This window comes from Argonema antarcticum A004/B2 (assembly GCF_023333585.1).
GTDB lineage: Bacteria > Cyanobacteriota > Cyanobacteriia > Cyanobacteriales > Aerosakkonemataceae > Argonema > Argonema antarcticum.
In genome coordinates this window covers 1-22,117 of the sequence record NZ_JAIQZN010000022.1, presented here as the reverse complement: position 1 = coordinate 22,117, position 22,117 = coordinate 1, and the positions used below count along the sequence as shown (strand labels likewise).

Below are 22,117 nucleotides of genomic sequence, written 5' to 3'. Positions count from 1 at the left end.
TCTGCCTCTTGACTTCTAATTTGTATTATATTTGTAATATTCTACTTTGCAGAGGTTCTTAATCGTCGATAGTGCCAAAAGGCGATCGCTTCATTATGCCGAAATATCACAAGCTACTCATCTTAGATCTGGATGAAACATTAGTCTACAGTACCGAAGATCCGCTTTTGCGGAATCCTGACTTCAAAGTTTTCCAGTACCATGTATACAAACGGCCTGGTCTTGATTACTTCCTATCCGTTTGTACAGCTTGGTTTGAAACAGCTATTTGGACAGCATCCGGTTTCGAGTATGCCCACCAAGTTATTAGACAAATCTTTCCAGAAACTGACCAGCTAAAGTTTATCTTCACCAGCAAACAGTGTACTCTGCGACTCGATTACGAATTGGGAAGCTATTACGTTCTGAAACGCTTGAAGAAGGTAAAAAAGAAAGGGTATCCTTTGGAGAAAGTGTTGATCGTTGATGATTCACCTGAAAAGTCTATGGCTAACTACGGCAATGCTATCCCGATCCAAAAGTATGAAGGTAAAGAGGAAGATTGTGAACTTTTTCTCCTGCTGAAGTACTTGGAAATAATCGGTTCTCTGGAAAACGTGCGGCAGGTTGAAAAGCGAGGATGGAGAGCAAAAATTTCAAAAAGCGAAACAGAATAAGAATTAAAAATTAAAAATGGGTCTACTTCATTTTTAATTTTTAATTCTTATTCTAAGGGTAAGACCATCACAAAGATTCTGGTTCTTGTCCGGCAACTACCGGAGCCGAAGTATTTAGCTTTAATTCCGGTTGATCCGCTTGCACTTGGTGCAAATTCCATTCATTTTTGAACAACAGTACGGGTCGTCCCCAACTATCTTTTACCGTCACGGTATTGAAGAGTCGCCCAACTTTTTCTAAAGCTGACCAGCCACCAGCAACCCAGCGAGCAACGCTATAAGGCAGCATATCTAACTGAGTCTCAACTCCGTATTCATTTTGCAAGCGGAACTGCACTACTTCAAATTGCAGCTGTCCTACCGCTGCTAGAATTGGGTCGCGCTTAGCTTCATCCACCGAGTACATGATTTGCACCGCTCCCTCTTCCCGCAATTCCGAAACGCCTTTGCGAAATTGTTTAAATTTAGAAGGATTTGGATTCCTTAAATAAGCAAACAATTCCGGCGAAAAACAGGGTATACCTTCGTACTCTAATTTCTGACCAGTGTAAATCGTGTCGCCGATCGCAAAAACGCCCGGATTGTTTAAACCAATTACATCACCTGCATAAGCTTCTTCTATGGATTCCCTTTCTTGGGCAAACAGTTTCTGAGGTCTGGAAAGGCGTACCGTTTTGCCAGTGCGGGCGTGGCTTACAATCATATCTTTTTCAAACCTGCCGGTGCAAACGCGGACAAAAGCGATGCGATCGCGGTGTCTGGGGTCCATGTTGGCTTGCAGCTTGAACACAAATCCCGAAAACTCTGGATATGTAGGCGTAATTTCGCCAATGGTGCTGTTATGGGAACCCGGTTTAAGGGCATAGTCTAGAAAGGAATTTAGGAATAGTTCCACTCCAAAGTTGGTCATGGCGCTACCGAAGAATACCGGCGTCATTTTGCCATTGTGAACTTGCTCAAAATCCAATTGGGGGCCTAATTCTTCCAAAACTTCTAAATCTTCTTTAAGTTGGTAATAGAGGTCTGGCTCTAACAATTCCTCAATGCGGGGATCGCCTATATCCACAACAGTATCCTTAGCTTCGCGGCTGCCGTGGGCCATGCGTTCAAATAGGTGAATTTGGCGTTTCTGGCGATCGAAAACACCTTGGAAGCGATCGCCCATTCCGATCGGCCAATTTACAGCATAAGTCTGCAAACCCAATTCCCGCTCGATCTCGTCCAGCAATTCCAGAGGTTCGCGTCCGGGGCGATCGAGTTTATTGATAAAAGTGAAGATGGGAAGACTTCGCATCCGACAAACTTCAAACAACTTCCGCGTCTGGGCTTCCAAACCCTTCGCTGCATCAACCAACATCACCGCATTATCAGCCGCCGCCAGAGTCCGATAAGTATCTTCGCTAAAATCTTGGTGACCGGGAGTATCCAGCAGATTAATCTGAGATCCCTGGTATTCAAACTGCAACACCGTCGAAGTAATCGAGATCCCCCGCTGTTGCTCCATCTCCATCCAGTCAGAAGTCGCCTTCCGCTGCGCCCGTCGCGCCTTGACTGCACCTGCTTCGTGAATTGCGCCCCCGTACAGCAAGAGCTTTTCAGTCAGCGTAGTTTTACCCGCATCCGGGTGAGATATAATCGCAAAGTTGCGCCGACGCTCAACTGCTGTTTGGAGTTCGCTTTCAAGTTCTGTGGTCATAAATGGCGCTTACTAGGGGAATCTTCACCAGACCATTATAGAAATTCCTTGAAAATGTAAGTGTACCACTACCTCGGTGCGGATAAGGGGAGCGAAGGCCCGATCGAGCTATTCCTGCAAACCCCCACTTATAGTACGGAAATCTCATCCCACAGCCTCTTGAGCAGATATGATAGCTTCGTAACGAAAGAATAAACCTAACTGAACTTAGGAGACTTGGTTATATGTACGATACTGACAAGCGAAAGCTTTTATCTGCTCTATGTCATGGCTCGCTGTTTATTAGCGCTCTTTTTGTGTCGATCGGTATACCGATTGGGATTTTGCTCATCTCCGACGATCCGGTAGTCAAGGAAAATGCTAAAGAAGCCATCAACTTCCACTTTAATGTGTGGCTTTATGGTATTATTTTTGGAGTGCTGGCTTGGCTTTTGATTGGAATACCCCTGCTTATTTTGTTGGGTATTCTGAGTTGGGTACTGCCAATTATGGCCATTCTCCAGAGTCTGAGCAATCCCGACCAGCCCTACCACTACCCATTTATTTTTCGGTTGGTGTAGCTTACGGTAGTTAAATACCCACACTTCTGTTGACTCAGTAAGTGTGGGCTTTTGGTTTCATCGACGACAGGCTTTCGACTTGGCGAGTTATTGGTCTTACGTTGCCTCGACACAGCAATAACGAGGTTTGAAACAGTTTCCCTGCGCCCATAGATAAGCTGCTACGCATTTAATTTGTATGTTTAGCGGGAGTGGGAGAGTGGGGGAGTGGGGGAGTGGGAGAGGAATTGAAGGTTTGATTGCCGGATTAGAAATATCCGAATTAGATGCGTGTTAGCTTAATATCCGAATACCTTCTACTCGAATGTTTTTGCTGGCATTCTCGTCACACACATATTAACGACCAAATAACGACCTGGATAAAAAATATTGTAACTTGCGACTATCAGAACGCAGATTAAAGGCTCTTTGGGAATCGCTAAAAATAAAATTGCCCCACGGCAAGAGGTGCTGTAGGGCAGAAGGACAGTTAAACGCTATCCACCAGTTTCCTCAAATACAGGGCTGAAAATCTCTTACTTTGTGACGATTTATGGAGTGTCTATCTTAAGCTACTGTCGCGAGAGCTTTCTTATACGAGTATAGGCACATAATAGTGTGCCGCCCAACCCAGCCCAAAGCCAGCCATAGAAAAAACAGACAAAATCCAGAACGCTTGCGAATCCCTAAAACCAGCCGTGAGCAGATCCAACCTCGCTAAGAGCCCAGCGGCGATTACAACCAGGGCATGGACAACAATATGAATCCAGATCACCAGCAGGGCAGTAAAAAAAGCTACGCTAATCGCTAAAATAAAAGCGCGGGTATCAGTACTTAAAGAATAGATAAGACCCTTTCTAACGTTGGAAAAAGGGGAAGCTAAAATCTCCGCTAATAGCAATATCAAGGCTAGGGTCAACAGTAACGTATACCAGGGAACAGCAAATAAAACCCAGCCCAGAGTAGTATACGTAAGCATCAGTAGGGCTAGCGAGAGCCACGGGATTTTTTTCACAAGCAACCTTGGTGCATAACAGCCAGCTGAGCTGCAATGGTCACATGAACTAATTTATATCTCAAATTCAGTACTTTTTTTTTTCTTCCAAGCCCCTATGCTGTCACGCATCTAAGTTGTATAAATGGGGCGGGCAAGATGCCCACTCCACAAGAGTGTCACAAATTGCGATCCTACAAACTCTCCGGCGTCAGAGCTTATCGCCCTCTTCCTCTAAACCCTTCCCCCAGCAGTTGCAGAAAATTAGAGCTACATGGTTAACTTTTGTTAAACATTTGTAAACTGTTAAGAAGCGCTACCGAGCATCATCTGTTTAGAGGAGTTTCTATGAAGCAACTTGTTATGGCCGAGCGCTTCTGCCTGATCGGTCATATTGTGTCAATGGCTTTTGGACTAGCAGGACTGCTGTTAGTTTTACCCAATCCGGGATTAATTTTAAGTTTACCGGCGTCTGGGCAAACCTTCTTCCAGTGGAGCATGGCTGGTGGTGGCGTTGTTTACATTGTGTTAGGAACGGCTGCTGTTGCCATTTATGCTTACCGCACGCTGGGGTGGTGGCGTTGGCTGGCTTTTATGGTGCCATCAGTCTTTATCTCGCTGGGGAGCGAATTGCTGGGAACCAGTACTGGGTTTCCGTTTGGTCACTATGGCTATCTGAGCGGTCTGGGATATAAAATTGCTGGGCTAGTTCCTGTGACGATACCCCTTTCTTGGTTTTATTTGGGGTTGGCTTCTTATTTGCTGGCTCGTACTGGTCTAAATTCAGAGCAGAAGCCGAGTTGGTGGCGTCAATTGGGTGCGATCGCACTTGGGGCCTTGCTACTCACCTCTTGGGACTTTGTGCTTGACCCAGCTATGAGTCAAACGGCAGCACCTTTCTGGGAATGGAAAACACCTGGTGCTTTCTTTGGTATGCCTTACCAAAACTTTTTCGGTTGGTTCGGAACAGGTGCCGTGTTCATGACAGTGGCTGCGATTTTGTGGAGCAAGAAACCCTTTGCAAACCAAGATGCCTACAGTACGCTAACGCGAGATGCCTCTAGCACGCTGACGCGAGATGCCTACAGCACGCTGACGCGATCGCAATTAAATCTACCCCTAACCGTTTATTTGGGTAACTTCGCCTTCGCAACGGTGATGAGCTTGGCAGCTGGAATTTGGATACCCGTTGGATTGGGTTTGCTGCTGGGTGTTGCGCCTGCGGTCACCCTTTGGTGGGTAACAAAACCAGCATCGGCTAGCGCCTCCCTCAACTTAGCAGTTAATACCGCTGCTGCTAATTTAGCCTCTTCTGAAATCAGCCGGAAAACTGAAACCCCAGTCGCTTCTGTGGGGGTTGCTCCCAAGTGAGCTTTTGGTTAACAAACTTCTTGACAGAAGATTTCAAAAGTGCTGTAACTTTGGTGGTGCTGATCGTTCAAGCACCAGCAGTATTTATTTTGATCTCGCGACTGCTAAAAGGCCCAAGTCGCCATCCTCCCATAGAACCCCTCAGTGCCACCCCAGAGCTTTTGGGAGCAGTCAGCGTGGTGGTTCCCACGCTCAATGAGGCCGATCGCATTGCGCCCTGTCTGGCCGGTTTAACTCGCCAAGGCTACGAAGTGCGGGAAATTATTGTGGTAGACAGCCACTCCCAAGACGGCACCCCCGATTTGGTGAAGGCTTCTCAGCAAAAAGACCCGCGATTTCGTCTGATTGCGGATGACCCCTTACCAGAGGGCTGGGTGGGGCGTCCTTGGGCTTTACATACGGGTTTTCTGCACAGTTCCGAAAAAAGTGAATGGATTTTGGGCATAGATGCAGATACCCAGCCTAGCCCAGGCTTAGTTGCCAGTTTAATCAAAACTGCTGAAGCTCAAGGATATGACCTGCTTTCCCTCTCGCCCCAATTTATTCTTCAATATCCCGGTGAGTGGTGGCTGCAACCAGCGCTTTTGATGACTCTGCTGTACCGATTTGACCCGGCTGGGACGGCTAACCAGTCGCCGGAAAGGGTGATGGCGAACGGTCAGTGTTTCCTCTGCCGTCGTTCTGTATTGGCGGCTCTGGGGGGATACGCCAGTGCCCGCAGTTCTTTCTGCGATGATGTTACCTTAGCCCGTTATGCTGCTTCTTGCGGGTATAAGGTTGGTTTTCTGGACGGTGCCAAGGTGTTAAAGGTGCGGATGTACGAGGGTGCAGTCCAAACTTGGCAGGAGTGGGGGCGGAGTCTCGATCTTAAAGATGCTTCTTCGACTTCTCAAGTGTTAGGAGATTTGTGGCTGCTGTTTAGCCTCCAGGGTCTACCACTACCCATTGTACTAAGTTACCTCTTCCTGATGATTTCAAATTGCAAATTGCAGATGGCAAATTGTATTTTCAATCCGCTATCTGAAATCTTTAATTTGAAATTGCCGCTTCTGTTGTTAGGACTGAATTTATTTCTCTTAGCAATTAGGTTTGCCTTGCTATTGGCGATCGCACCATCTTACGAAAACAAAAGGCAAAAGACAAAAGACAAAAGTAAAAAATATTTTGACTTTTTACTTTTACCTTTTTACTTTTACCTTTCTCCCTTGGCAGACCCCTTAGCTTTTCTGCGAATTTTGCTATCCTCCCTCCAAACGCCTACTCAATGGCGCGGACGACGTTACGATCGAATGAAGCGATCTAACTAATAACTCAAGTTGCTAGTTATATAGTTCTATTGGCTCTTGTTCGGAATGGATAATGGGTACATTGTTGCGCTTTAGCGCTCTAAGAGCGCTAAAGCGCAACAACGTACCTGGGAGCGAAAAAACACCCGTTCATTTTCCATTTGCGATTAATCTACCCGTTCGAGTTGCCAGAGAATCTGATTTCCTTCTCGCCGCACCCGCGAGACAACCCAATTACGCCAAACCCAATTATCTCCACGACTTGTAACTGCGCTGGTGTGGATATCCATCAAGTCTGCTAGTTCAGAACTTGTAATCAGGTGGCCTTTAGTAGCAATGTCATCGGCGATGCGTAGGATTTCTATTAGATTGCGGAGTTGAATGACTCTAACTTCACTGGATAAATTGTGGTTTGTTTCTGTCGGGGAGTTAGGGGTGGAATCTGTCATAGCCAAGTCGGTAGTGAAAAGGTTAGAGGATACATCACTGGATTGTAACTTTTCGTAACTATTACCGTTTGTTGCCTCTGAACTAAATGCTTCTAATACGTCTGGCTGTTGCAGCGTAGGGCTTTTACCAATTGCAAAGCCTCGAGCGATCGCATCGCAGCGTTCGTTACCAACATCACCGGCATGAGCCCGGACATACCGCCAGTCTACTTGCTTGCAATTGAGCGTGTCGAGTGCCTCCCACAGATCTTGGTTGAGTACAGCTTTACCTTGAGAGGTTTTCCAGCCTTTCTTTTTCCACCCTTTCACCCAGTCGGTAATCCCCTTTTTAACGTATTCGCTATCGGTGTAAAGGGCGACGGGTTGGGTTTGTCCGGTTGCTGCTAAGAATTTGAGGGCTTGGATGGCTGCTTGCAACTCCATCCGATTATTGGTAGTTTGGGGCTCATCACCGCCCATCTCGCAAACAGAACCATCCTCAAAATAGACGACAACGCCCCAGCCGCCAGGGCCGGGATTGCCGCTACAGGCTCCATCGGTATAAAAACTTTCAATTGTGCGAAACGAAGACATTGTGACTTTTCTCATATATAGCTAGGGTCAGAAGGGGCTAGGGGCGAGGGGCTAGGGGCTAGGGTCAGAAGGGGCTAGGGTCAGAAGGGTTTAGAATCCGCCAACGTTTCAAGAATTAAGAATGTCTTAACCGCCCTGTCGGTTGCTATATATCATTAAGGCTTTTGCAGCAGGTATTGGTTGAGCTTTAGGGCAATAACTTACCCATTATCCATTCCGAACAAGCGCCAATGGAACTAAGTAGCAACTTGAGATATTATCTGCCAGCGATCGTAAAAGCAGCCCAATAGTAAGGATGGGCATAAGGGGGCTGGGATGAATTTATTTTATCTGGCTTTCCTTCCAGGAACATAGCCTGAAACCGCAGGTATTCGCTGACCCCAGGTGCGTATTCTGTTAACTGGATGGAGAGGTTTTTATACATTTGGGCTAGTTCGGTATTAGTGACGGTACGCAGCCACTGTTGGGCTTCTTTGAGGGCTTGAGCAGGTGGAAGGTGAGCTTTTAGGCGTTGGTAGAATTCGATCGCTAATAAGGCGCTGGAATCTTCTGGAACCGTCCACAGGGTGCTGAGGACATGGGATGCGCCTTGTCTGACAAAACCACTAACCAGTCCCACGTATTCTGTAGCGATCGTTTGGTTGCTAGTGACGGCGGTTTCGCAAGCACAAAGGCAGATTAGCTGGTAGTCACTCAGGGGAAGCTGACAAATCTCTTCTAGCGTCAGTAAGTCTTTTCCAGTTAAGGCTAAAGCTGAAAGCTTTGGTATTGCGAAGTTATAGCTACCGTGACCCGTGAAGTGAAAGATATTGTGTTGATCAAAAAGTGCTGCTATTACCTGTTCTTTTGTGGCGTCTTCGTCGGGGAGGCGCGTCGGATTGTCAAACATTTCGGTAATGGCAGCTGCCTCAATTTCAGGATAAAGCAGTTTTTCTAATCCCAGACTGTCGGGATATTCCACACTCAGCAATTTTTTTGTCTGCCACCCATCTTGCTCAACCTTGAGATTTAAACCGATTTTTGCACTGGGTAGATAGGTAATTGTGAAGTTATCTGGAAACAGGTAATGCAGGGGAAAGCGATGCAAGTCGCGGTGGGGAATCAATATCAGTTTGGTGATGTCTGCGAGTTCTTCGATAACTTCTGAGATATCGAGAATGTTACCTATATGGGTTAGCTTAGCTTCTAATTCTTGCCGCCAGCGATGATTTTTATCTTTGCTGCTGCGATATTCTTTGTATTGTTGATTCCAATCTTTGACCCAGTTTTCAAATTCTACTACGCGGCTGGGAAATTTTGTTTCTTCAGCAACTGGGGTTTCTTTCAAAACAATGGGTTCTGGCGCGTTGTGTTTGAGAATGAAGGTATGTAGGGCAGATGGACTTAGATGCCAGTAAACTATTGCTGTTGTGGGATTGAGCAATTGTTGAATATCGACCCACTTAGGTGAGGTAATATTATTGCTCCAGCCGTCCAAAAGCAATGTTAAGCAGGCGGTTTTGTTTTTTTCTGCCAGTTCTAAAGCTTGCACGAATTGATTGGATTGAACGGCTAAATCAACGGTCAACTGGTTAAAGGGTACAAATTTAAGAGCTACTTGTTTTTTATACCAGTCAGAACGATTTTGCTCGTTGAGTAAGCGCTGCAATAAATCAGAACCGCGTTCTTGTAATTGTGCTGCTTCTGGTGTTTGTCCTAAACTCAAAAGGGCTTTGAAAAGGTCTTGCAATATTTCTAGATGCAGTTCGGGAAATCTTGCTTCGGTGAGAGTTTTGAGTGCTTCGCGATATTCGTTTACAGCTTTACGCCAATATTCACGGGGTTTGGAATCGATGCAGCCTCGATCGTAGTAAGCTTGAGCGATATGTTTGTGCAGCCAAGCCCAGCCTTCTGGTTGAGTGTCTTGACTAACATATTTCAATGCTTCTTGATAGCTTGCTAATTGACCTTCATAGCCGCGTTGGTGCAAAGATGGGTTTTGTTTGGCGATCGCACTTGCGGAAGCCAGCAGAGGGTCAAAGAAGAGTGAAGTTGCAGCCGCAGCACCTCGGTTAATCCAGGCTTCCCATTTGTCAATCTTGATTTCTAGCGCTTTATCAAAGCTTGCGATCGCGTCTTCATAGCGTCCCAACTTAGACAGCACAATACCTCGATTGTTCCAGACTTCTTGGTAATTGGGTTCGATCGCCACAGCGCGATCGAAACTAGAGATCGCTTCCTCATATTGTCCTAAGCTGTGCAGCGTTATGGCCCGATCGTTCCAGGTGTCGTAGTTGTCAGGCTTGATTTCAATAGCGCGATCGAAACTAGCGATCGCTTCTTCTAAGCGCCCTAAGTCGTGTAGGTTTATACCCCGGTCGTTCCAGGCTTCGTAGTCGTCAGGTTTAATTTCAATAGCGCGATCGAAAGAAGCGATCGCTTCTTCTAATCGCCCTAACTCAGATAAAGCATTACCCCGGTTATACCAAGCTTCGCGATCGTCGGGGTTGAGGTCAACAACGCGATCGAAACTTGCGATCGCCCCTTCAAAATCACCCGCCTCATATTCCCGAAAACCTTGATTAAACCAGAATTCTGCATCCTCTGTAGTCGATTCAGAGGCTACAGTCCCTTGATTAATCAGCGCCTCAATAATGCTTTGCGGATTGGTTGTCTGAACTTCAAATATCTCAGCCATTTGCTGAGCTAAATCCGTATCCTGCTGTAAGATATCCCACAACCGATCGAGAGAAATAGGTTCCACTTCCTCTGAGAAATTTGCCACCCCAGCAACCGGAACGACTTCAAGAGGGTTTAGATTTGTGGGAATTTGTCGTGTCGGTTGTTGCCTATCTAAGCGTTCTAACAAATCGCGACCGATTTCACCAGCTACCTCTCCCAATTCCCCACAGCCAACTTCAGCTAGTTGAAGCATAGCAACTGCTAAATCCTGATGGCGTGTCGGTGACACCACCAATCTTTCGCCAAAGCCGCGCAACCACAACACCCATTGTTTCTCAGTGGTGCGCCCTTCTAACTCTGCCATAAATTTCAAAACTCGGTGGTGTTGCCAGCCATGACCCACACCTTCCAGCAGTTGCATGAACAGAAACTCGTAATCTGCATTTTCTAAGGATTTGGGCGGTTCTGCCTGCCTCTGTTCCCTCTCATGCGACAAGTAAGCTTGCTTCTTCCTCCGTGCTGTTCGAGAAGACTGGCTTGAGGTGCTACTCCCAAACGAGCGCCGAAAGAACTGAACGATTCTCTGCCAAATTCGCCTTAACATCTACCGCCCTCTTGCATCGCATTGATTTCGATTTTAGACTTCTCTTAGCATTATAGGGAATCCGCTGCGATGACCCCTCTTATCTTGACCGACTGTAGAGACGTTTCATGAAACGTCTCTACAATATTTAGGCCAACGAGGGGGCTATAAACCCGGTTTCTTCGTACATATTTAGCTGTTAAACCCTGAATTTTTCAGATAACCTGGTTTTTTTTTGGTAATTCCTATCTGTCACTTATAGGAAGGCCAAATCGCCGCTATCGAGATTTAATTTTTCATGGTTTGCAAACTTACCCGCGAGGGAACTGTGCAAACCTCAGCACATTTTCCCGGTTTTGCCGAGCTTCGTCGAAGTGTGGTTGAATTGACAAAGCTTTGTCGTAACTCGAAATTGCTTCTTCAAGATGGCTTGAGTTAAACAGTGCTGTGCCACGGTTATTCCAGGCTTCTGCTTTATCAGGTTTTATTTCTAAAGCTTTGTCATAGTTGGCGATCGCTTCTGCAAATCTTCCCAATTTCATGAACGCATTGCCACGGTTGTTCCAGGCTTGGTGAAAATCCGGTTGCAATTGGAGTGCTTTGTCGTAGCTAGCGATCGCATCTTCAATCCGGCCTAAATTAAACAGTGCAATACCTCGGTTGTACCAATTTTTATGTCGATCTTCTTTCAATTCTAAAGCCCGATCGTAACTAGCGATCGCCTCTTCTACCCGGCCTAAACTTCTCAGTGCAGCACCCCGGTTATTCCAAGTTTCGGAAGAATCTGGTTGGAGTTCCAGCGCTCGATCGTAGCTTAATATTGCTTCTTCATAACGACCTAAATCCTTAAGCGCTACACCCCGGTTATACCAGGCGTCATGGAACTTTGGTTTGATTGATAAAACTTTGTCGTAGCTGGCTATAGCTGCCAAAATATTGCCATTCATGTATTGCTGATTGGCTTTTTGAAACCATTCCTGAGATTTATTGTTAATAGCATTAATAGCAAAGAATCTATCAATTAATGCTTCAATAATTTCTTGTGCTTCCCTTGTTTCAATTTGCATTAACTTAGCAATTCGCTCGACTAAACTGTCATTCGGCGGCAAGATTGATAAGTAATCATTCACCGAAATTAATTCAGCTGCTTGAGCTTCTATTTGCTTTCCATTTAGTTCAACATCTTCTAGGAGAAAATGAATAATTTGTTCGTTTTCCTCCCGTCTCAAAAGTCGCTTGCCAATTTCTTTGGCAACTTCTCCCAAATTACCACAGCCAACTTCACCTAAACTAATCATTTGTGCTGCTAACTGATAATTTGGCATGGGTGTTGCCAGCAATCTTTCACCAAAGCGACGCAACCAAGCAACCCATTCAGCCTCATTTGTGCGACTTTCTAAAGCAGCAAGAAACCTCAAAACCCTCTTTTGTTCCCAACCATACGCCACACCTTCTAGTAGCTGCATAAACAGAAACTCGTAATCTGCATCGTCTAGAAGTTTAAGCGGTTCTACTTTTTTTTTGTAAGCTTTAATGCGGGGAGGTTGTACTTTGCTTACCTGACTCGGTGACCAAAAACCCCACCCAAATAAATGCTCAAACCATTTTAGAAGCGTTTGCGCCAGCGTAGCCCAGATATTTTGCCAAATCCCCCTTAGCATTTGCTGCCCCTCCCCTGCGTGGCATTGATTCTGATTTTAAGAAAATATGGGTACAAAAAAATAGGGGAGATGGAGATAGCAATTAGCTAATCAACAAAATCCTTTCATCCAAAATCCAAAAATTGATTTAGCTTGGTTTGAGAGCTTGAGCTTTGTTCCAGCTAGCTAGAGCCTCATCGTTGCGGCCTAAGTTACTCAGCGCTACGCTGCGATTATACCAGGCTTCGTAGCGATCGGATTTCAATGCCAAGGCTTTGTCCCAACTGGCTAGAGCATCTTCCAGGCGTCCTAAGTTTCCCAGCACCAAACCTCGATTAAACCAAGCTTGATGATCTTTAGGTTCGATCGCCACAGCTTTGTCATAAGAAGCTAGAGCATCTTCCAGGCGTCCCACGTTCCCCAGAGCTACACCTCGGTTGTACCATGCTTGCTGGTAGTTTGGTTCAATTTCTAAAGCTTTGTCGTAGCTTAATATGGCATCTTCCGCAGATCCTAACTTAAACAAGGCGTTGCCACGATTATTCCAGGCATCGGATTTGTCCTGCTTGTATTGCAAAGCTTTGTCGTAGTTGGCGATCGCATCCTGAGTGCGTGCTAATTTAAACAAGGCGTTAGCGCGGTTATACCAGACTTCGTGGGCTTCTGGTAGAATTGCTAAAGCCTTGTCATAAGAAGCGATCGCTTCTTGAAAATCTCCATTATTAAATCGTTGAATACCTTGGTGAAACCATGCTTGTGCCTCTTGGGGATCGCCTGTATCGACGAATGAGTTATTCGCTTGGTATGAATGGGGGGCGCGTGCGAGTAACTTTACACCGATTTCCTTGGCAATTTCGCCAAACTCGCCGCAACCAACCTCACCTAAATGCACCATCCCATTGGCTAACTGATGATTTGGGGTAGAAGAAGTCAGCAGCTTTTCACCAAAACCACGCAGCCACGCGATCCATTGTTCAACTGTGGTACGCTCGGCTAACGCCTCAAAAACTCTCAAAACTTGTTCCTGACGCCAACCATGATCGACCCCTTCCAGTAGCTGCATGAAAAAATATTCGTAGTCGGCATCATTTAAAGGCCCAGTTTCTAATTGCTTGGTAGATTTTGTCGGTTGGGGCTTTTTGCCGATGCCGGGACGCCGAAACCACCTCCTTAGCATTCGCCTCAGCGTACTGTAGGCATATCGCCAAAACCGCCCTTTCATTTTTCGCATCCCCGCTTTACCTTATTTCCCAGATTTTATCAGAAGAATGGGTTTAAAACCCCGTCCTTGTAGGACGGCTTTATATTTACCAGAGACACATTCACCACTAAATGTGCTAAAATAGTGGAATGTTAACCATGAATTACCGCTATCGAATCTACCCAAACATCACTCAAGAACAGTCGCTCATTGAGTGGATGGACATTTGTCGCGTTGCCTATAACTATGGGCTGCGAGAAATTAAGGACTGGTGCAATAGTCGGAAATGTCTGGTTGACAGATGCTCGATTAGGCATGAATACATCATGGCTGCTGATAGTCCTTTTCCCAGTGAAGTAAAGCAACTTAACGCACTGCCAAATGCTAAAAAGGTATTCCCCCGATTGGGCGAAGTACCTAGTCAGGTTTTGCAGCAAGCTATCAAGCAGTTGCACCGAGCTTGGGAGGGATTTCAGAAAATTGGGCATGGATTCCCCAGATTTAAAAAGTTTGGGCAATTCAAATCTTTGTTGTTTCCCCAATTTGCTAAAAATCCAGTAATCGGTATACATATCGCTTTGCCCAAGCTGGGTTTGATTCCAATTAACTTGCATCGCCCAATTCCCAATGGATTTGTGGTTAAGCAAGTTCGGATAATTAACAAAGCAAATATTTGGTACGCTGACATTAATATTCAATGTGATGTCAGCGTTCCTAGTCATAGTCCATACGGTCATCCCATTGGAGTAGATGTAGGAATAGAAAAGTTTTTGGCAACCAGTGACGGTGTACTTGTAAAGTCGCCTAAGTTTCTGAAAGTGATGCAAAGCAAGCTGAAATTGCTGCAACGCAGACTTTCTAGAAAAAAGAAGCGCTCTAAAAACTACGAGAAACAACGCATCAAGGTTGCTAGAATTCACTACACTATTGACAATACCCGCAAGGATTTCCATTTCAAACAAGCTCACGCCCTTTGTGACGCTGGTGATATGGTCTTCATGGAAGACTTGGATTACCGGACTCTGGCAAAAGGTATGCTTGGCAAACAGATGCTTGATGCGGGTTTTGGACAGTTCCGAACTATCACCAAGTATGTGTGTTGGAAGCGTGGTAAATTCTTCGCGGAAGTTAGCGCAAGGGGGACTTCTCAGGAATGTCCTGAGTGTGGGGCAGAAGTTAAAAAAGACTTGAGTATTAGAGTACATCATTGTGTTAGTTGCGGATCTACGACCTCTAGAGATGTAGCTAGTGGTCAAGTAATCAGAAATAGAGGAATAGAACTGATTAGTACGGCGGGATACGTCGGAATCCAAAACGCCTATGCAGACGGTTTGCCGGGGACTGAGATATCTCAGTCTAGGTCAAAGTCGAAAACCCGCAAGGGAGCAACTAGGAAATCTAAGAAGTGATTCTTAGAAGCTCCGCACCTTCAGGTCGGAGTGATGTCACTTAATCAAATTGAAGGGGCATTGTAGCTCGATCGCAACTTCATCTATTTCTGTACAAACCTCTATCCATCCGTACAAATAATACGAGACTTCACCATCTCCTCGGTTACTCCCTTCGGGCTAGAAGATTATCTATCATTCTTTTTCCCCTGGAGCCCCTAGCCCCTAGCCCCTAGCCCCTCTGACCCTAGCCCCTAGCCCTCTTTTGTTTTGACTTTTGACTTTTGACTTTTGACTTTCCTAGCCCCTAGCCTACTGCTTCCAAGAACTACTTTCGCATTTGATTAACTTATCAAGGGTTGCTCTAGCTTGGCTATTTTCCGAACTGCGGATTTGCTTTTCCATGCCGATATTCGTTAATTCCATCCCCAGACGGATGATATAAGCCTTTTGTTCTTCTGTCTCGATTTTGCTGTTATCGAGTCCCTGGAGGTTTGCCAGCAATGACTTTTGCAGATTGAAGTCAAACATTTTGGCGATCGAATTGACCGCATAACTTTGTTCCGGGCGAGCTGCTTGCAAAAGTTCCGCAATCGGACGACTCAAGATCGCCTGCTGAGTAATTTTGTCCGCCTGATTTTGCAGCCAAGCCTCAGAAGTAGAAATAGGCCAATCCGTAGTTTTCTCGTCTACTTTAGCAAAAGCGTGGGCTTCCGCGTAGGAAACTTGCCCATCTTTGTTATAGTCAGCAGAGGAGACTGGCTGACCTGTGCGACTGCGCCCACTTAAACCGGCAAAGAAACTGGAACTGTAATCGCGATAGTCGGCTTCGTTCACAGCAGGCGTACAGCCGACAGAAGGGCGAGTTTTGACGGTGGCGAAGAAGCCGCAACGGGTTTGTAGGGCAACTGGACGTTTGGGATCGCCCCCTTGGTAGATCAGATTAGCGAATGAGCCTGCGAAGCACTGACTCATCATGGTGACGACAGGTGTGCGATCGGGCAGCGAATCTAGCATAGTAGCAAACTGCTGCACCGTCAGCAACTCCTTATTCCACAGCAGGAAGGCATTGTTATCGATATCTTCGGGATTGGGAATGCCATGTCCTGTGAAGTAGAGGAAAATAGATTTAGGGTTCTTACTCAAATCCTGAATGGAACGCTCCAAGTTGGCCATAGTTGATGCACCCTTGAGATTGGGAATCTGTGGTACTTTAAACTGCTGTTGTCCTGTGGGATCGAGATAGCGAACTGTCGCCTGTCCGTCATTGCCGTTGGCAAAGTAGGTGGACGCCTGGGAGGGGTTGTAGCCCATTGCGCTTAAGGTGCGCTGAAAGTAGAGAATGTTCTTTTCGATCGCAATTTCGTTCGCTGACGGCGCTGGGCCTCCGCCGAACGCCAAAAAATTTGTTTTCTCCTGTTGGGCTTGATTTTGCTTCTGCCCTTGACAATTGGCTGCTACTTGTGCATTTACTCCAACACTGTTGGGATTTATGGCCGGGAGTTGCCAGCCGATAAATGTCCCCAGGGCTAAATTAGTAATGAGGCGGCGATGGCGTGAAAAATATTGCATGGTAATTTGGATCGGGCTTACTTAAATCATTTTTTTTGGCAACATATAGTCAGATATGTTAGGACATTCGACTCCCCACTCCCCACTCCCCACTCCCCACTCCCCACTCAGCACTCAGCACTCCGCACTCCCCACTCAGCACTTTGCTATATCTTAATTGTCATGCCCTACGAACCCTTACACCACAAATACCGCCCTCAGACTTTCAAGGATTTGGTGGGTCAAGATGCGATCGCAACTACCTTAATAAATGCGATCGAGCAAGAACATATTGCTCCAGCTTACTTGTTTACTGGGCCTAGAGGCACCGGCAAAACTTCCAGTGCCAGAATTTTGGCTAAATCCCTCAACTGTATTTCTAGCAAAGTTCCCACGAAAACACCATGCGGGATCTGCAATATCTGCCAGGAAGTCGCCAAAGGTTCAGCTTTAGACGTAATTGAAATTGACGCCGCCAGCAATACAGGCGTTGACAATATTAGAGAATTAATCGAACGGGCTCAATTTGCCCCGATGCAGTGTCGCTATAAGGTTTATATTATTGATGAATGTCATATGCTCAGCACTGCCGCATTTAACGCCTTATTAAAAACATTAGAAGAACCGCCAGAACAGGTTATATTTGTCTTGGCAACAACTGACCCTCAAAAAGTATTGCCGACGATTATCTCTCGCTGTCAGCGTTTTGATTTCCGGCGCATTCCCTTAGACGCGATGGTAAACCATCTGCGGGATATTGCTAATAAAGAAAATATCAATATTAGCGATGATGCCATTACTCTCGTTGCCCAAATTGCCCAAGGGGGACTGAGAGATGCAGAAAGTACCCTCGATCAACTCAGTTTATCATCCGGTCAGGTAACCTTAGAAAAAGTTTGGGATTTGGTGGGGGCGGTTCCAGAGCAAGATTTGATGAGTTTGCTAATTGCGATCGCTGACAACAACTCCACAGATGTGATAGACATTAGCCGACGCTTAATGGATCGAGGGCGAGAACCTCTAATTGTATTGCAGAATCTAGCAAGTTTGTACCGAGATTTACTAATTGCTAAAAGCGCACCCAACCGTCCCGATTTAGTTGCTGTAACCCAACCAACTTGGAAAGCCCTATGTAATTTTAACGCTTTGGAAATTAACGATATTTTAGCTGGACAAAAATATCTCAAAGATAGCGAAATTCAAATTAAAAATACAACTCAGCCGCGCCTGTGGTTAGAGGTGACGCTATTGAGCTTATTGCCAACTTTGCGAGAAAGTATCCGCCCTCCAGAGATTAGCAATCAACCAACTTCTAAACCGCTGTCAACTCCGGCAATTAATCCAAATGTAAATTCTACCTTTTCGTCGAATCAATCAACAAAAGCAGCAGAAAAATCAGAGCCAATTTCCGTTCATCCACCTGTTCAAACTGAAAATATAACACTTAATAAAGAGGATACTAATCCTGTTTTGGATCAAGTACCTAATGCACCGGCTAATAAACCTAATATTGATATTTCTCAACCAGATAATGTTGTTTCCAATCAACATGAAGAGACATTGGATGAAATGTCTATAAATGAGATTTGGGAAAAAGTAATTTTCCATCTCGATTCGCCAATGGCTAAACCGCTGCTCCGTCAACACGGACGCTTGCTAAGTTATAAGAATCAACAAGCTCTGATCGGTATGAGTACTCAGCCATTACTGGATGCGGCTAAAAAAAAATTGCCCGCTATTGAAGCTGGTTTTCAGAAAGCCTTCAATTGTCCAGTCAAGGTACGCTTGACAGTAGGACATTCGATCGATAATCAGAATACTTCTGCTAATCAGCTACAAACCCCCACAGATCGTTCTGATACTGGTAAGTCGGGTGGTAGCAGTCCAAAAACTTTGGCTTCGCCACCAGCTACCACAATTGCACCATCACCGCCAAAAGTTGAATATCAGAAGATCGTAGAAGCCCCAAACCATCCCGCAGAAATTACGCCATCACCACCACCAATCACCCCTCCCGTTTCAGATACGCCTAGAGGGATTTGGGAGCAGCAGGATGAAATGACGATCGGCGACAGAGCCAATGTGGCGATCGCAGCCCAGCATCTGGCCTATTTTTTCGATGGCGAAATTATCGAATTGAGGGAAGATATAAAACTTGCCCTATCTCCAACTAAGCAAGAACAACTGCACTTAAATAAAAGTGATATTTTAGCTAAATTTGAGACAGATGAACTTGAAGATGAGGAGGAAGAAGATTTCAAATTTTAGATTTAAGATTTCAGATTTACATTTGCAATCTTAAATTTTAAATTTGAAATTCCCCAGTCCCTATTCCCCATTTCCTTTATGTACTGTTTTAACCCACTTTAGTCGCTTTGGTCGCACCGACATTCGAGCGGTGGCGCTAGCCATGATCGCTACCCAGTGAAGCATATACAAAGTGCCGCGCAGCGTCTGAATCAAGGTGAAAAACATCGTAGAAAAGGTCAGTTTTTCCTCTTTATGGATATGCCGCAAACCTCTAAACATACCTACCAGGGACATGGCAAGCATCAGACCCGTGATGGGACTGAAAACGGGCAGACTGTTGCGGACAAAAGACATCAAAAAGTCTGGCAATGCCGCTGTGGGTAGAAAGTACTGGGTAATCCAAAACATGAACATATCCCAGGTTTTCCGAGTACCCATGCGGTTGCGGAGGATGGGACGCCAATAATCTAAATAGCGCTGATAACCTCCTTCTGCCCAGCGGTTGCGTTGATGCCAAAGGGCGATCGCAGTGGTGACCCCTTCTTCTTCCACTGCTGGCTCAATGAGAAAGTCAATATCCCATCGATCGAGGTGCAAGCGGATGGTTAAATCGAGGTCGTCTGTGATGGTTTCTTCATTAAAGCCGCCACAACGTTCTAGGGCAGAACGGCGAATAAACTGGCCGTTTCCGCGTAGTTCACCGATGCCGCCGATCGCAATGCGGTGCTGTTGAAAGAAGCTATCTAAAGCCATCTCAGCTGCTTGACCGCGAGTCCAGAAATTGACATTGGCGTTTGCGATCGCTTTTCGTACCTGCACCGCACCCACCTGTTCTTGCTCAAAAACAGGCAGTACCCGGCGCAGCATATCGGAATGCACTTGAGCATCGGCGTCAAACACGGCGATAATTTGGCCGCGAGTGAGGGGTAGCACTTGATTCAAGGCACCCGATTTGCCGCCGCTAGCACCGGCAGGTCGCCGGAATATCTTCAGTTGCTCGTATTGCTGGGCTAGCTGCTTGAGCAATATTGGCGTTTGGTCTGTGCTGTGATCGTCAATCACCCAGAGTTCGTATAAATCTACCGGGTAATCGAGATTGCAAATATTCTTGACCAATTTGCTGATGACGGCTTCTTCATTTTTCGCCGCCACCAGCAGAGAAACAAAAGGCCAAGAATCCTGAGTTTCCTCAGACAAAGGTACGGCTACGCCGGGAGGGCGCGAACGCAAAACGCGGACAGCGTGAATGCCCATGAGGGTTGTCAAGCCCACGACCAGCCAAGTGCCCCAGGAGAATAGATGGAGTGCGATCGTGCCACTCCAAACTATTGTCAGCAGTACAGCGGCTTTACGCCTGCGTCCCTCATACCCAGGATAGGGTGGTTGAGCTTCCTCATCAAAAGTCTGAGGCAGCTCGGATAAAAGAGAGCCGATTTCATCAAGCTCGTTGTAGGAATTGTTTTCGGGCCAGGAATTCGCTGGCATAGGTTAGTTGATTCAACCACCAGTATTTGTCTACACCTTTGAAGAAGCTGGGTATCAGATAACACCAGACCGTGCAGCCTTCACACACCGACAATTTGCCTTGAGATTGGCGGTATTCTTCCACTATTTCTGATTCCCGATAGAGCTCGTATAGCCTACCGTTAATCGGAACGCCCGTTTGGGCAAAATGGTAGCAAGGTAAAAGGAGCTTGTCGTCTGGAGAAATAGCTATTACGGCATCCACCGCCTTACAGCGGGGATTATTGGTGTCATTGCCCCCTGCTTCAATGAAAGCTAATGCTGCCTTATTGTACCCGACGTTGTTGTATTGCTTAGCTGCCGATTCTATGGATTGGACGATTTCGGGGGTAGGATTTTTCTTGGAATTGTAGTTGCTATGGGCTGTAAACGCTGGATTTAGCCAAACTCGAACGCCCAAACGCAGCCCCAGTTCGGCTACCTCTGCAATGCGCTGGTAATTTTGAGCGGTGACGGTGTGGTTGAGTACGGGGTACTCGCCAAGGGATTTAGCTATAGCTACCGACTCGACCAAAGTGTCAAAAATCTTGACCCCCCTTGACTGGTCGTGAGTTTCGGCATCTCCGCCATCTAAAGAGAAATTCAGGAAGTCAATCAACCCCTTCATTTCAGAAGCTCGTCTGGGATAAAGAATCGTATTTGTGGTCATACTGGTTATGAATCCCAGCCGTTTCGCTTCGGTGTAGATCTCAGCCACCTCAGCCCGCAGCAGGGGTTCTCCACCAGTGAAATCGATATATTTTACCCCCAATCGACGCAAATCGACTAAATTTTGGCGAATTGTCTCCAAATCCGCTTCTTTAGGCGGTTCTAAAGCCCAAATGTCACAAAAATGACAGCGAGCGTTGCAGCGGTATGTTAAGTAGTAATTTGCAACCAGTGGTGCCATTATGTTCCTTACAGTAAGGTTAGCCATTGTCATAGTCGAGCCGAGTGCAATCGATCGTCAACTAGGCAATGATAGATCCAGGAAGATCGGGGCTAGTGCCGAAGAGCAAAAGTCACGCATTCAAAAATCCTTTGAGTGTCAGGCATTTAAATACTTTTGAACTGATGGGTTATTTTTGCCGCCCTGCACTCTTAGGCTAGGGGAAGAAGGAAGATTGCAGATTTCAAATTTGAAATCTCAAATCTAAAATTTGAAATTCCTCTGCTTTCTCCGATCTTCCTCAGTAAAATAATGCCAGTGACAATTGCGTCCGGGTTCAACGGGGAAGACCGCTCCAACTAGAAATTTTGCGAATTCTACCATAATCTGAATCTAGACGCCCAAGAAAAAAGGAAGAGGGAACATGACTGTCGATCAACTGCCACCCGCTGACCCCCGGAGAGTCAACGTCTATATGCCCTACTACCAAGGTAATAAGCGCAATTTGTTACCCCAGGCTATAAGTCTTTATGAAAAAGGGGTTTTGGAGGGAAAACGCAAAATAGAAGGAGGAGAGAGCATCCCCTTCGTTGCTACCTGGAATGTGGCTGCGCTACCATCAGACCTTACCCGCTGTCGCTTGCAGTTTGATGGTAATGCAGAACTCAGTTATGAAATCACCCTGGCTAATAATGAATTTGTTAGCTTCTTAATAGAAGTCATCATGACTTTTAAGACTTCTCGTGCAGTCGATTTTTCCAAAGGGTTCTACCGTAAGCTGCTGCGCTTGGATGAATAGAAACGGCTAGGGGTTCATCAACAGTTGTCACTTTACTAACATTTACTCACAATCCTTCACTTTTACTCCCTTGCCTTACCACACTCGC

Annotated in this window: 16 protein-coding genes; 7 read left to right on the top strand and 9 right to left on the bottom strand. The window is 46.0% G+C overall.

The genetic code is table 11. From position 1 onward, the window contains the following. The first annotated feature begins 95 nt into the window (after positions 1-95). Entirely contained in the window at positions 96-656 is a 561-nt protein-coding gene (locus LAY57_RS11950; RefSeq protein ID WP_249066782.1) for an HAD family hydrolase, read from the top strand. 67 nt (positions 657-723) lie between these two features. On the opposite strand, the gene prfC is transcribed toward LAY57_RS11950, so the two are convergent. After that, entirely contained in the window at positions 724-2,352 is a 1,629-nt protein-coding gene (prfC, locus tag LAY57_RS11945) for a peptide chain release factor 3 (RefSeq protein WP_249066780.1), read from the bottom strand. 224 nt (positions 2,353-2,576) lie between these two features. Between prfC and LAY57_RS11940 the strand changes: the two genes are divergently transcribed. After that, positions 2,577-2,912, top strand: a complete 336-nt coding sequence (locus tag LAY57_RS11940) for a DUF4870 domain-containing protein (protein WP_249066778.1) — start codon at positions 2,577-2,579, stop codon at positions 2,910-2,912. Between the two features lie 571 nt (positions 2,913-3,483). On the opposite strand, the gene LAY57_RS11935 is transcribed toward LAY57_RS11940, so the two are convergent. Beyond that, entirely contained in the window at positions 3,484-3,906 is a 423-nt protein-coding gene (locus tag LAY57_RS11935) for a hypothetical protein (protein ID WP_249066776.1), read from the bottom strand. A 327-nt stretch (positions 3,907-4,233) separates the two neighbouring features. Between LAY57_RS11935 and cruF the strand changes: the two genes are divergently transcribed. Then, positions 4,234-5,256 (top strand): gamma-carotene 1'-hydroxylase CruF, encoded by a 1,023-nt coding sequence (gene cruF, locus LAY57_RS11930; RefSeq protein WP_249066774.1) that lies wholly within the window; start codon positions 4,234-4,236, stop codon positions 5,254-5,256. Positions 5,257-5,276: 20 nt separating this feature from the next. Then, a complete protein-coding gene (cruG, locus tag LAY57_RS11925; protein WP_275993890.1) occupies positions 5,277-6,563 on the top strand; it encodes a 2'-O-glycosyltransferase CruG in 1,287 nt (428 codons plus the stop codon). Between the two features lie 146 nt (positions 6,564-6,709). On the opposite strand, the gene rnhA is transcribed toward cruG, so the two are convergent. The 4 genes from rnhA to LAY57_RS11905 all read right to left on the bottom strand — a co-directional run bounded on the left by rnhA (position 6,710) and on the right by LAY57_RS11905 (position 13,670). After that, positions 6,710-7,564 (bottom strand): ribonuclease HI, encoded by an 855-nt coding sequence (gene rnhA / locus LAY57_RS11920; RefSeq protein ID WP_249066770.1) that lies wholly within the window; start codon positions 7,562-7,564, stop codon positions 6,710-6,712. Between the two features lie 256 nt (positions 7,565-7,820). Beyond that, positions 7,821-10,829: a CHAT domain-containing protein gene (locus tag LAY57_RS11915; RefSeq protein ID WP_249066768.1), complete on the bottom strand. Its 3,009-nt coding sequence runs from the start codon at positions 10,827-10,829 to the stop codon at positions 7,821-7,823. Between the two features lie 290 nt (positions 10,830-11,119). Further along, entirely contained in the window at positions 11,120-12,469 is a 1,350-nt protein-coding gene (locus LAY57_RS11910; protein WP_249066765.1) for a tetratricopeptide repeat protein, read from the bottom strand. Positions 12,470-12,596: 127 nt separating this feature from the next. After that, on the bottom strand, positions 12,597-13,670 hold the full coding sequence (locus LAY57_RS11905) for a tetratricopeptide repeat protein (protein WP_249066763.1): 1,074 nt from the start codon (positions 13,668-13,670) through the stop codon (positions 12,597-12,599). A 137-nt stretch (positions 13,671-13,807) separates the two neighbouring features. Between LAY57_RS11905 and LAY57_RS11900 the strand changes: the two genes are divergently transcribed. Beyond that, positions 13,808-15,058 carry an RNA-guided endonuclease InsQ/TnpB family protein gene (locus tag LAY57_RS11900; RefSeq protein ID WP_476727012.1) on the top strand — a complete coding sequence of 417 codons (1,251 nt, stop codon included), beginning with the start codon at positions 13,808-13,810 and terminating at the stop codon, positions 15,056-15,058. A 291-nt stretch (positions 15,059-15,349) separates the two neighbouring features. Here LAY57_RS11900 and LAY57_RS11895 read toward each other — a convergent pair whose 3' ends face one another. Beyond that, positions 15,350-16,609 carry a Caspase domain-containing protein gene (locus tag LAY57_RS11895; RefSeq protein WP_249066760.1) on the bottom strand — a complete coding sequence of 420 codons (1,260 nt, stop codon included), beginning with the start codon at positions 16,607-16,609 and terminating at the stop codon, positions 15,350-15,352. Positions 16,610-16,771: 162 nt separating this feature from the next. On the opposite strand from LAY57_RS11895, the gene LAY57_RS11890 reads away from it, so the two are divergent. Beyond that, positions 16,772-18,856, top strand: coding sequence for a DNA polymerase III subunit gamma/tau (locus LAY57_RS11890; RefSeq protein WP_249066875.1), 2,085 nt, complete (start codon positions 16,772-16,774; stop codon positions 18,854-18,856). 60 nt (positions 18,857-18,916) lie between these two features. Here LAY57_RS11890 and LAY57_RS11885 read toward each other — a convergent pair whose 3' ends face one another. Continuing rightward, positions 18,917-20,323 (bottom strand): glycosyltransferase family 2 protein, encoded by a 1,407-nt coding sequence (locus LAY57_RS11885; protein ID WP_249066757.1) that lies wholly within the window; start codon positions 20,321-20,323, stop codon positions 18,917-18,919. Next, positions 20,277-21,251: a radical SAM protein gene (locus tag LAY57_RS11880; RefSeq protein ID WP_249066755.1), complete on the bottom strand. Its 975-nt coding sequence runs from the start codon at positions 21,249-21,251 to the stop codon at positions 20,277-20,279. Before LAY57_RS11880 ends, LAY57_RS11885 begins: the two co-directional genes overlap by 47 nt. 403 nt (positions 21,252-21,654) lie before the next feature. Here LAY57_RS11880 and ebsA point away from each other — a divergent pair, with 403 nt between their 5' ends. Continuing rightward, positions 21,655-22,029 (top strand): type IV pilus biogenesis protein EbsA, encoded by a 375-nt coding sequence (gene ebsA, locus LAY57_RS11875; RefSeq protein ID WP_249066753.1) that lies wholly within the window; start codon positions 21,655-21,657, stop codon positions 22,027-22,029. The last annotated feature ends 88 nt before the right edge of the window (positions 22,030-22,117 follow it).